Source organism: Nostoc sp. (assembly GCF_036919675.1).
GTDB lineage: Bacteria > Cyanobacteriota > Cyanobacteriia > Cyanobacteriales > Nostocaceae > Nostoc.
Window position 1 is genome coordinate 49388 of the sequence record NZ_JBALCP010000061.1, and the last position, 13289, is coordinate 62676.

7 protein-coding genes are annotated in these 13289 nt (G+C 39.5%); 5 read left to right on the top strand and 2 right to left on the bottom strand.

The genetic code is table 11. The annotated features are described in order from the left end of the window. Positions 1-56: 56 nt before the first annotated feature. The 5 genes from V7K49_RS12745 to V7K49_RS12765 all read left to right on the top strand — a co-directional run bounded on the left by V7K49_RS12745 (position 57) and on the right by V7K49_RS12765 (position 12852). The gene (locus tag V7K49_RS12745) at positions 57-6875 is read left to right on the top strand and encodes an nSTAND1 domain-containing NTPase (protein WP_335205814.1); all 6819 of its coding nucleotides are present in this window, start codon (positions 57-59) and stop codon (positions 6873-6875) included. A 212-nt stretch (positions 6876-7087) separates the two neighbouring features. Next, a complete protein-coding gene (locus V7K49_RS12750; protein ID WP_335205816.1) occupies positions 7088-9100 on the top strand; it encodes a caspase family protein in 2013 nt (670 codons plus the stop codon). Positions 9101-9487: 387 nt separating this feature from the next. Next, positions 9488-10222 carry a caspase family protein gene (locus V7K49_RS12755; RefSeq protein ID WP_335205817.1) on the top strand — a complete coding sequence of 245 codons (735 nt, stop codon included), beginning with the start codon at positions 9488-9490 and terminating at the stop codon, positions 10220-10222. Further along, the gene (locus V7K49_RS12760; protein ID WP_335205818.1) at positions 10197-12296 is read left to right on the top strand and encodes a WD40 repeat domain-containing protein; all 2100 of its coding nucleotides are present in this window, start codon (positions 10197-10199) and stop codon (positions 12294-12296) included. The genes V7K49_RS12755 and V7K49_RS12760 overlap by 26 nt, the downstream gene beginning before the upstream one ends. Before the next feature lie 118 nt (positions 12297-12414). After that, complete coding sequence (locus V7K49_RS12765; RefSeq protein ID WP_335205820.1) at positions 12415-12852, top strand: DDE-type integrase/transposase/recombinase; 438 nt, start codon at positions 12415-12417, stop codon at positions 12850-12852. Between the two features lie 4 nt (positions 12853-12856). Here the strand turns inward: V7K49_RS12765 and V7K49_RS12770 are convergent, their stop codons facing one another. Together V7K49_RS12770 and V7K49_RS12775 are read right to left on the bottom strand one after the other, a co-directional pair. Then, positions 12857-13012 (bottom strand): hypothetical protein, encoded by a 156-nt coding sequence (locus V7K49_RS12770; protein WP_335205822.1) that lies wholly within the window; start codon positions 13010-13012, stop codon positions 12857-12859. Positions 13013-13055: 43 nt separating this feature from the next. Then, positions 13056-13277, bottom strand: coding sequence for a hypothetical protein (locus V7K49_RS12775; RefSeq protein WP_335205824.1), 222 nt, complete (start codon positions 13275-13277; stop codon positions 13056-13058). Positions 13278-13289 lie beyond the last annotated feature (12 nt).

Genomic DNA, 13289 nt, shown 5'->3' on the forward strand with positions numbered 1-13289 from the left:
CAGAACAAACTCATCATTCAAGTGCTTCCACAAATAGAAATAGTTCCGTCCAGACTATGATATCTCAAACGCCTCCTTCTCCAACCCCAGAATCTGCTCAAGTTTCACCTCCATCTAACCCAAACCATGAAACTCAAACCACAAAATGGTTTGATACAACTCATGTCCTAGCGATCGGGATTAATCGCTACAAACAGCCAATTGACACACTTGAAAACGCGGTCAACGATGCTATAAAAATTTACGACCTCTTTGACGAGAAGTGTTTACTTTCTGGAGAAAGTATCAAGAGATACAAGCTACTGGATCAGGAAGCAACCTTCAACGCAATTCATCAGCAGTTGAAAACATTAACAACTGAAGTTAAGCTGAACGATCGCCTGATATTTTACTATGCAGGACACGGAATTGCGCTGCATAGTCAGGAAGCGAAGGATGAGTCCCTGCCAAAAACCAAAAACAAACCTCGCGGCTATCTCATTCCCTATGATGCCGAGATGGAGGGTCGCAAGAATTATCTATCTATGGATAATTTACTTGATTGGTTGAGCGAAATCTCATGCCGCCATTGTTTAATTATCCTGGACTGCTGTTATGCGGGTTCAATTCAGTGGTCACTCGATAAAACACGAGAGGCTTTACTAGATCAAGTTTATCCAACTGTTTTAGATAACTACATCGACAAAAATGCTTGGTTTATCCTAACGTCCTCTGACGAAAATGAAACAGCAAACGACGGGGAGCCTATCGAACTCAATCCAGAGCAACAGCTAACAAAGAAAACTCGTGGTTTAGGCAAAACATCAAACTCTCCATTTGTTAGGTGTCTACATGATGCTTTAGTTGATGGTAAAGCTGATATATATCCGGAGCATGGTGGAGATAAAATTATTACGACTGTCGAACTTGAGGCGTATCTCGGCGAAGTCACTAATACAACAAGTCAAACAGAAAACCGCCAAACTCCCCAACGATTCAAAGTTCCTGGCAAGCATGGAGGAGGAGAATTTGTCTTTCTTCTCAATGACATTGAAGCAGTTAAAAAACAATTGCCCGAAGATCCGGATGTCACTGCTGATCATGAAAACAACCCCTACCGAGGCTTAGAATCCTTTAGAGAAGAAGATAAAAATTGCTTCTTCGGTAGAAACAAAGTTACAGAGGAATTATTTCATCATGTATGCAAGCATCCGTTAACTGTTGTTGTCGGTACATCGGGTGTAGGCAAATCAAGTCTTGTTAAAGCAGGACTCATACCCAAATTTCAAAAAGAGTCTAATGCAGAAAATAACGAAGAGTTTAATGCAGAAAATAACGTCGACCAGATGCGTCCTGGTCAATCGCCTGCCGATCTTTTGCAAAAAAAATTAGAAGAACTAAATAAGTTGCCTAATGAGACAAAACGTTTACTGATCATCGATCAATTGGAGGAAATTGAAACGCAATGTGCTGATGAGAAACAGAAAAAGGCTTTTTGGAGCACACTGATTGAGCAATCGAAAAGCAATTCAAAAAACCTCTATATTGTTCTCACCTTAAGAGCGGACTTTGAAGCTACAGTGCGAGGTAAATTTGAAGCTGCGAAGAACTACAACCAATCTAAAACTAAAAAATCTCAATCAAACTCATTGGGTAATCCTGAATTTACGCTCAATTGGTCACGATTCATTGTACCAGCTATGGAGCGCCATGAGTTGAAAGAAGCAATTGAAAAACCTGCGAAGGAAAAAGCTGTTTTCTTTACATCAGAACAAGATCCCGAAGGAAAGATTCAACCTCGTCTGGTGGAACACCTAGTTGATCAAGTTGCAGGAATGCCAGGAGCATTAGCACTGCTGTCATTTGCGCTGTACACCATGTATCGTAACTTTGCTCAACGGTATGTGAAATCGAATAAAACGATTAAGCGGGAAATAACTTGGGATGACTATAAAAACCTCGGTGATAATGGCGTGCTTGGTTCGGTGACTCGAAGAGCTGACGAAGAGTTTAACAATCTGCAATACAAACTCAATAAAGTAGAAGAGAATGACAAGAGTCTTCTTAAGGTTGTCAAAGATCAGCAGGGAAAAGGTGTTCCAGAAGAAGTTAAGATCGCGGAAGCCCGACAGGAAATGCTCAAATGGGTGATGCTGCGGATGGTAAGTTTGGATGACGGTCAGGTAGCCCGCAGACGAGTCCTCAAAACGGAACTAAAGTATGATGAGCGTTACAATCTGATAAAATCTGAGCAGCTTGATCTAGTTATTCAGCTGTTTGACCAAGCCCGACTCTTGGTTCAAGGGAATACTGAAGTCGTGAGCGAGAAAGTTGAGAACGGTCAAATTACTCAAGAAACTGAAAAAAAAGAATATGTTGAACCTGCTCATGATGCACTGATTACCAATTGGGAACGGTTAAGAGAGTGGATTAAACAAGAAAATGAAAATATTATTCTACGCGAGCGCGTCATTCCAGATATTAATGACTGGCAAAAACTAAAAAACAACGAAAATCCTTCCAATTGGCATCAGCACATTTTTAACGCTTTAGGAAAAGGTTTCGATTGCACTGTCGAGCAACTTTGGGTTAGATGCGAGTTGAAGCGCTTAAATAACCAAGAGAAAAAGAATGCAAAGCCAAAAAAGAGCTTTGCTGCGTCAAAACATGGTCATTCTTCTAGCGATGATATCAAGTTTGCTCAGAAAGCAGCCGAGACAGCCTCAGAGAATTTGCCCTCCAATGAGAGTAATACTACTGTAGAAGAAAAAGCGCCTCCACAAACTGATTCTAATAATACACAACATATAAAATCAAGCGATCGCCTTTGGGATAAAGAGTCTCGGCTAGAAGTGTTGGGTCAGCAATTAGGCAAATTGCGGACTCATAAAGACAGTTGGTTGAACAAAACGGAGGCAGACTTTGTACTGCAAAGCCTGATTAAGCGGGAGAAGAGTCAGGCAGGGATGATTATTGGACTTTGGATTTTTGTAGGCATCTTATTGCTACTAACAGCTCGGGTTTTTAATGAACACCGAAACACACTGGTTGAGCAAGTTCGGACATCTCGACAATCCGCAGAAGCAAACTTACAAGCAAATCGTGACTTAGAAGCACTCACCGATATTTTACGAGCAAGAAAGACGTTTGATAATGGTTTGATTAGTATACCGCTTATTGGCAACTCGTATTTAAAGTGGGTAAAGTGGGGAACAGAATTAGAACAAACACAAGTTCGAGGAACATTGTATAAAGCGATTTATGCGACAAAGGAGCGTAATCGACTTCAATTAGATCGAGCAGTAATTAATAGTGTAGCGTTTCATCCCAAAAAAGATTTACTGGCGATCGCGGCAAATCGTGGCACTATTCGGCTGTTCAACAGTGCCGGAAAACAAATGGAAACATTTCCGGCAGGCCCCAATGTTTCTACTTTGGCATTCACGCCAGATGGAAATTGGCTTGCAACTGGAGGTGGTAATATAATCAAGCTCTGGAAAGTAGGGGAAGATGGAGTAATCGAAACATCTAACCCATTAAATATAGAAAACAAATTGCAGAATTATGATGTGAGGAATATATCATTTCCACCTAGCAATAAACAAGAAACCGAAGGTAGTGGTGATTACAAAGTACAGATGGCTACGGTTAATCTTATTAAGAATAGTACGGATGTTAAGTATAAAGTGCAGATTTGGGAGCTTCAAATATCAAAAGACAAGCAAGCAAAGCTTCAAGCCAAGCTTATATTAAAGTCAGAAACTAATGAAAAACAAAGTAGCTCTGGTGTAGCATTCCGACCAACCAACAATAAAGAACAACCAAATCAAATTGTCACGGTTGATGACCATAATAAAATTACATTATGGAAGACTGCTAACGATAAATTGACTCTAATCAAGACGATTAATACACATCAAACAAATGTTCACAGCATTGCGTTTAATAAAGATGGCAATCTCGCAACAGGTGGAGAAGATAACACAGTTAAATTTTGGAAAATAGAAGGACAAGGTAATATTAAAAAGTTGATCCCGCTTTTGACAGGGCAACAACAAGTATTTCAAACGCCGCCAAAAAATATCTATGGCATGGCATTTGACGCTAATGACAAACTTGCAATATTTGGCGAAGATAATGCGGTTACACTATTGAATAATTCAGGTAAGATCGACAATCTAATTCAACCCCAGGATACGTATGTCAACGATGCGATCGCAGGAAATATGGCTTACAGTCCTGATGGTGAGAATGTGGCGGTCATTGCTGGGGAAAATACAATTCGATTGTGGAACCTGAAATCAAGTAAGCAGTTACTTCAGTTCTCGATCCCAACTGATAAATATGGAAATGCTATCAGCCTGGCATTCAGTCCGAGTGGCAAGGAATTTGCAGTGGGAACCAAAAATGGATATATCACACTTTGGAACACTTCGGGTGAATTTCTGAATGAGGTGCATACGCAATGGAATGTCAACGAAGGCGTTCCAGGAAAAGGCTCATCTGTGCAGATGAGTTTTAAAAATCAGGCTATTCAACGAATTATATTTTCCCTTGACAGCACACGGCTTGCAGTGTTTGGAGAAAGCGGTGATCTTGGGTATCTGTCGTTTGAGAAGCCGAACACCCAACACGTTATTACAGGGCGACCTGAATTCAAACAAGTAAAAAAAACAGATTTGGGTAAAATCAAGGACGTGGTGTTTGATTCCAGGTTCAATAAGTTACTTTCCATTGACTCCGAACAGAATTTTAATGTCCAATTTCGGAACAAACAGTCGGCTTCGCCGCAAAAGGTTAAAACTCAACAGAATTTTAATGTCCAATTTCGGAACAGACAGTCGGCTTCGCCGCAAAAGGTTAAAACTCAAGCAAATAGTGTGGCGTTCAGTCCAAATGACTCATTCTTTGCTACGGCTGGCAAGGATGGTAAGGTCAAACTATGGGAATTTAATAATTTAGACAAACCGTTTCTCGAATTCGATACTCACCAGAAGAACATTAAAAGTATTGTATTCAATCCCAAGAATAGCAACGATCTTCTGACTGGTGGAGAAGATGGTACTGTTCGATTGTGGAATATCTTTGGTAATAAGCCCACACAATTGCTTGTAGAAAGATACAAGCCTGACCATTTAGCCATTAGTTCTGATGGTAAGCTAATGGCAACGCTGAACAATAAGCAGCTTTTGATGTGGGAAAGGGGAGAACAGGATTACTTTACACAAAAAAATATTTCAGAAACAAAGTTAGCCCAAGGAAAGAACTATACATATATTTCTTTTATGCCTAACAGTAACCGTTTGCTGACTATTGAGAAAGATTCTAATGTCAAATTATGGGATAGCGAAGGTGAGCAGTTTGTGTTAATCAAGAAGAATATTACAAAGCAGCAGCCACCGATTACTTGGACTGAAGATGGTAAAGTTCTAGCTACTTTTGGAGAGATAAATGTAAACAAGTCAAACAAAAAATCAGAGACAGTCAAGCTGTGGGATTTTCAAGACAACAAGTTCCAACAAAGAATTCTTGCAGATACGGAACTAGAAAAGTTCCAAAAGAAAGTAGAAATTACGAGTGTTGCGTTAAGTTTTGATGGCAAGAAATTGGCAACGGCGGAAAGATCAATAGGTCGAATTAAGCTGTGGGATGTATCGTCAGACGACAAGAACAAGCAAGGCAAAATAATTAATCAATTCCAAACGCAGCAAGGCGAAATTAACAATATCGCGTTTAGCCCGGATGGGAAAAGATTAGTAACTGTTGGAGGAGAGAAAAAAACTCTCAGGCTCTGGGATGTTTCAGGGGATCCACTTGACTTAATACAAGAAGATGAGATTAATCACATCATCTTTAGTCCTGATGGCAAGCTATTAGCAGGAGTGAAGAATGATAGTCAGTTAATGGTGTGGGATGTTTCGGGCGACAAATTCAACCCCCTCTATGGACAAAAATTAGATCAGAAGTTTGGAGTCGAAGCCTTTGAATTTAGCGCCAACGAGTTAATAACACTTGGACAAGAAGATAGTAAGGTTAGCCAGTGGCAAATTAATGAAGAACAACTACTTGATCAAGCTTGCGGCTTAGTACAGGAATATCTAAAGAATAATCCCAATGTTGCTGAGAGCGATCGCCATCTATGCGACGGCATAGATAAGATTAAATCTGTAGATAAGGCAGAAAGTCCCTCAATACAGCCAACCATAATAAATAGTAGCGATACCAAAGGTAAGGAATTATTGCGAATAATTGCAAAGGAATATTACCATAGGGGAGAAGAAAAAATTAGCCCAGATCAGATTAATAAACAGCCCAAGAGTGCAGAGGATTATACCAATAGAGGTATTAACAAATTCAGATCAAAAAACAGTCAAGACCCAAATTACATAAATAGTATTATTAACGATTACAACACTGTCATTAACAATTATTCTAAAACGCCTAAACCTATTGAAGCTTATGTAAACCGAGGGATTACTTACTCAACTAGAGATCATCAAAACGATCAAAATCTAGCAATACAAGATTATAACAAAGCTATAGAGTTAGATAGCCAAAAAACAGATGTTTACATTAGTAGAGGTATCGCTTATGCCGCTCTCGGTAAGCTTGATAAGGCTATTGATGATTACAATACGGCTATTAATATCAAGCCCAATGACAATAAAACTCGTGCAAATGGTTACTTTGCTATGGGTTTGACATTAGCTACGTTAAGAAAAGAAGACGCAAACGAACTTACACGAGCACTCGAAGCTTACACAAAAGCCAAAGAACTTTACAAAATAGAACTTAAGAAGGCAAAACCTGAAGATAAAAAGCAAATACAATCATATTTGAGCCGTACACAAAAGAATATTAATTATTTGGAAAGTAAGTTGCGTTCTAATCAATAGCATAGATAATAGACCTCTTGCAAAAATAATTCATGGTACAATAGTAAGCTTTAAAATTTGCGCTCCATTTGAATCAAACATACCAATGAGGTAATAAAAGTTCTCTGTATTAATTTAGATGTGCATTTTTAATAAAACCGCCAATCATACCACAAAATAATTTTGCAAGAGGTCTAGTAATTATTTGGTCAAAAATTAGGGTTGCTATCTATATGAATCTGAATATCTACGCATTACTAGTTGGTATTGATGAATATCTAAATGTTTCTCCATTGCAGGGCTGTATAAATGATATAACTGCAATTAAAGAATACTTAGAAGGGCGGGTTGATACTGATGGATACCAATTACATCTACGTACATTATTGAACAAAGATGCTACCCGACAGGCAGTCATTGATGGTTTTCGTCAACACCTGTGCCTTGCTGGAAGTGAAGATATAGTATTTTTCTACTATGCTGGTCATGGTTCTCAAGAGGAAGCCCCAGAGGAGTTTTGGACTATAGAACCAGACCGACTGAATGAAACCCTCGTTTGTTACGATAGCCGGAGTCCGGGGGGTTGGGACTTGGCAGATAAGGAATTGGCAAAGCTGATTGCAGAGATAGCCGAGAAAAACCCTCAGATTACGATCATTATGGACTGTTGCCACTCCAGCTCTGGCACCCGTGGTGATATCGAAGCGGACACCGCAGAGCGCAAAGCTCCTATTGATAGAAGAAAACGCCCCTTAGAAAGCTTTATCTTTTCCAATAAAGATGCCGAGCAACTATTGACTGAGCGTAGTCTGACAAAAAATACCACTGGCTGGACTTTCCCACACGGAAAACATATTTTTCTAGCAGCTTGCCGCGATCGCCAAACAGCGAAAGAATATAACGTCAGTGGGCAAAGTCGGGGAGCATTTTCTTATTTCTTACTCGATACCTTGAAAAAAGCTAATGGCAGTTTAACTTATAGAGATTTATTCAAACGCACTGATGCTTTAATTCGCAGTAAAATTGCAAATCAATCCCCCCAATTAGAAGCAACAGTACTAGATGATTTAGAACAACCGTTTTTGGGAGGAGCGATCGCTGGACGTAAACCCTACCTGACTGTCACTTATCATAAAGACCATGAGTGGGTAATTGATGGGGGTGCGGTTCATGGAATTCCCCAACCTTCAGGGGATGAAACAACCGAACTTGCATTATTCCCCTTTGATAGTTCCCCCGAAAGGATGCAGGAATTGTCAACAGCCATAGGTGAAGCTAAAGTCATTACAGTTATGCCCCAAATGAGTCTAGTTAAGATTAGTGGTATTGAAACTTTAGAATCAGAGATGACTTTTAAAGCAGTTGTCACTAGTCTACCTCTACCGCCTAAAGGTGTTTTGATTACTGGTGAAGAAGCAGGAGTAAAATTAGCCCGCGCCGCACTACTGACCATTGGAACCGGAAATCAGCCCTCACTGTACCTTCAGGAAGTTGCAAAGACCGAAAATGCTGAATTTAAATTACTGGCTCGGAATGGGCAATATTTAATTACTCGCCCCGCCGATGACCGTCCAATAGTTGCTCAAATTCCGGGTTATACAGAAAAAAATGCCTTGCAAGCGATTGAGCGATTGGAGCATATTACCCGTTGGACAAATATTGCTGAACTCTCCAGCCCTCCTACCAGTAGCATTCCAGCCTCGGCGGTGCAAATGGTAATTTATCAGGAGGGGCAAGAAGTTAAAGATGCGACTATTAGCTTGCAGTATCAACAGCAAAATGGTTTGTGGAAAAGTCCGACTTTTAAAGTCAAACTCAACAATACTAGCAATCAAGAACTATTTTGCGCCCTGCTAGATTTGACAGACAGCTATGCAGTTAGTCCGGAATTATTAGAAACCGGAGGTGTTTGGCTCAAACCAGGGGAGTCAGCTTGGGCTTTGGGAGGTGAAAATATCTATCCGACAGTGCCAGAAAAACTTTGGAAACAGGGAATAACTCAGAGCCAAGATATTCTCAAACTAATTGTTAGTACGGCTGAGTTTGATGCTACCTTGTTGAGACAAAATGAACTGGACTTACCTTTCTTCCCAGAAAGAGAACCAGGTCGAGGGCGGGGAACCCTAAACCGTTTGATGAAGCGTGTGCAATCCCGCGACCTGAGAGCTGCACCAGAAGAAGAGGAATTGTATGATGACTGGATTACCAGTCAAATCAACATTACTACAGTGCGCCCCAAACCATAATGCTAATTTTCAAACCCTGATCTGTGTTTTTGAATTATTCCTAGAGGTAGTTGACATTTGTACATCAAGCTAAACTTGCTTTGTTATTAGAGGATGTTTTAAAAGTATTTGATGATGTATCGAATACTTTTAAATCCCCCTAAATTCCTCTTAAAAAAGGGGACTTTGAAGATATATTCTCCTTTTTTTAAGGGGGGAAGGGGGGATCAATAAATACCTAAAGTCACAGCCAAGCACTTTTAACACAACTTCTTTGATAACTAAAGTATTTATAAAAGTCAGTCACAAGTCAGTAATCTCCAGACGGGAAGTCAGTATGCAGTGCTGTTTGATGAATATATCAGATTCAAACAAGTAGAACAAACAACCAACAAAGGAACTGTTTTTATGGCTGAATTTTCTAGAAACATGGCATTTATCATTGGCATTAATAATTACACAAACGGTATTTCCTCTCTACACAATGCTGTTAATGATGCCAAAAAGCTAATTGAAATACTGCAACAAAAGCATGAATATAAAGTACAGGAGTGTTTGGATGAAGTAGCTACTCTCAATAACTTAAATGAATTTTTAGAAAAAATACTACCAGAACAAGTAAGTGAAAATGACCGCTTGCTATTTTACTTTGCCGGTCATGGGATAGCCCTGAATGGCGATGATGGTCCAGAAGGTTATCTGATTCCCCAAGATGCCAAATTGGGAGATGTTCAAACCTATCTACCAATGACTAAGTTGCAGGAATCCCTGAGTAAATTACCGTGCCGTCATTTTTTGGGAATCCTCGACTGCTGTTTTGCTGGAGCCTTTCGCTGGTCAAGCAACAGAGATTTATTAACTGCGCCAGAAGTCATCCACAAAGAGCGTTATGACCGTTTTATTAGTGACCCAGCTTGGCAGGTGATAACTAGCGCAGCTTCTGACCAAAAAGCCTTAGATGCCTTTGCACTTAACTCAGAACGCGGCTCAGATGGCACCCATTCCCCTTTTGCTGCGGCATTAATCGAAGCACTTGTAGGTAAAGTCCTTAAAGTCCTGGTTTCTGCGTGGACCATTCCAGCCAGACCAGCAGTGGCAAAATCAAGTCTTAATAACCTTGCAAAAGGCGGTTTATCAAGTTAAAGAACTCAATCATTGGCAAGGACCTCAAGGTGAGATACGCGGTATATTTTTAGGTCAAGATGACAAGGTATGGATCGCTGTTAGCACTACTGTTAAAACAAATGACGGTGATGAGAATAATATTATTAGCTTATGGGACTCAGAAAGCCGACAGGTTACAGAATTACCTTTAGGCAATTTCAAAAATGTCAGTTTTAGAAATATCAGTTTTAGTCCCGATGGCAAACTGGCTATCGCAGGACAAAACAAAACCATCTACTTATGTGGTCTGGAGAGCAAGCATTGTAAGGACTTACTAAAGGTTCCAAACTCAATTGAAATTGAAAGCGTCAGTTTTAGTCACGATGGCAAGAGCTTAGCTTTCATTATTTCCAGGCAACGTGGTGGTGGTGCTTACTCATGGGAGAAGCCACGCAGTGTTTACTTATGGAATTTGCAGAGTCGAGAAGGGTTAAAAGAATTACCGGGGTATTCAGAGACTCAAGGCATTACCGTAGAAGACGTGAGATTTAGTAGTGATGGCTACCATATAGTAGAAGTTTTCAAAGACCACAACAATAGCAGTAGCAAAATTCCTGATATCTCACTCTCCAAGATCCATTTTTGGGACTACTTATCGAAGCGCGAATTAGGTGTAACTGCAAATAATTCAAAATTACTACAATCGGATCTGTCATCACATAATAATTTAAAGGATGTAATATTAAGCTCTGATAGCAAAAAAATGGTTACCATTCCACTAATAATAAGTCCCGGCGTATCCAAGATTTGTTCTATCGATTTTTGGGACTTGTCTTACATTGGCGCTAATTCTACGCAAAAACCATCAAAAAATTTCGACGAAGGCTGCTCCGCCGATTTCAATCCCAATCCCGATAACAACCAGTTAGCTATTGGAGGAATAAACGGCGACATTAGTTTTTACAACAGTAACAGTATGCATTATTACGATAGTAACAGTTATAGTGAGCAAAAATTGACTGAATGGAAGGCTCATGAAGGTGCAGTTAAAAATGTCAAATTTAGCAGTGATGGTAAACGATTAATCACTATTGGAGAAGATGGTGTTATCCGCTTGTGGAATACGCAAGAATCGCAGTCAAGCTTACCTTCACTTCCTATAGACAAAAAAATTGAAAGTATCAGTGTTAGCCCTAATGGTCAACAAATAGCTCTTACAGACTCTCAGGGTGCTGCTAGTTTGTGGGACGTGTCGCATCAAACTTTAACCCCACTGCCAAGAACTGAAGGTAGTTTCACCAGTGTTATTTTTACTCCCGATGGAAAACACTTTGCTGGTGCTAACAAAGACAACACGATAAGCATTTTTGATATTTATGGAAAACTTGTTTCTCCTAATAAATTTAAATTACCTAGTGGTAATTTAAAGAATATGATTTTTCGCCCTGACGGGAAATTATTTATAATTGTGGAATATGACAAAGACAAATATTTAACTTATTATATGGTTGATTTTTCCAACAATTCCAAACCTAATGAAATTCGCATAGGAGGATACCTAAATAAGGGGTATAAATTTATGGGGTATACATTTTATAATGGTAAATTTGTAGCAGCCACTCCAGATATAGAGGATACCAGGGGTTCTACATCTGGTAAGGTAAATTTGAAGGATTTGTCATTGGACAATATTATTAATAATATTAGTACTAAAAAACTAACAAAATTAAACGCAGATTTCATGACAGATAAGGTTGCATTTAATATTGATGGGAACTTAATGGCTATAACTCAACAAAAAATTGGTAAACCAGATGGGACTGTTATGTTATGGGATATCGATGCTAACCAGATAGTTCAAAATTTTAAAACGTATTCTAAAGTATATGAAAACAAAACTTTCAAAGACACAGAATTACAAACAGACGCAATTAAAAGCCTAAGTTTGAGTGCTGATGGCAGCACACTGGCTATTCTTGGTCAGGACGGAAAAGTCATGTTGTGGCATACAGGATTAGATGAATTACTCATGCAAGGTTGCCAACAAGCACATAACTATTTAGCTACCCTTGGTGAGAAAAATAGCGATCGCCATCTCTGTGACAAGAATTAAAGCTTCTCAGTTGCCAGAACAAACGCAGAAAACTAGTACAGGTGAAACAATTGCAGTATCAACTCCCAGTAGTTTGGGTGTGTCAAAAGTAGTTGGTAAGTGAGCGATCGCTATCTCTGTGACGACGTACCAGTTTCAGTTACATCTCAATTTTCTACTATCCCTTCTCCCGCTACATCTCCCCCTACTGCAAAGAAAATTCTTCCATAAAGCGTTAAAAGCTGACCACAACATAACTCCACGAGTTATCAACGTCGATAAAAATGCCGCCTATCCACCTTCAATTAATGAGCTGAAAAAGTCACAACTATTACCCGATGATTGTGAATTACAACGAGTAAAATATTTAAATAATCATGTGGAGCAAGATCATCGATTTATCAAACGATTGGTTAAACCAGGAATGGGATTTACCACGTTCAACACCGCGAGGCGAACCTTGAGAGGATATGAGGCTATGAACATGATCCGTAAGGGACAAGTCAAGGGAGTTGAAAAAACAGACATTGCTGCTCAAGTAAAATTTGTTGCTCAAATCTTCGGTATAGTTGCATAACTATTTAGGCAGCAGATTTCTCTAATGCTTGGTTTAAGATATGCCACTGCTGTTTGCGAGTATCCAATGGCAAAGATAGGATATACAGTGCCAAACGAGTTAGGGGGAGACGACCTAAATTAATGTCGATTTCTACTTCTGTGCGCCTTAATTTACCCATATACTGCATAGATAACTTTGACGGCGCGAATAGACAGCAAGTGCTATTTATCAACATTATTTTGCCATACTTCTTTGAGAAACTTTTTGAACTCTTCTATAATCACAGGTAAATCACTATCAATTTCTTGGGTTTGTTGCCCATTTGTACTTGAACGGAAGAGACGACGACCTCGACTATCAAAACCAATTTTATCCGCAACTGCCATAAAGATTGAGTAATCTTCTGGTACTGGTAAATCTCCACCTTGGCGCTGAAGAATCAAAAAGCTAGTGAT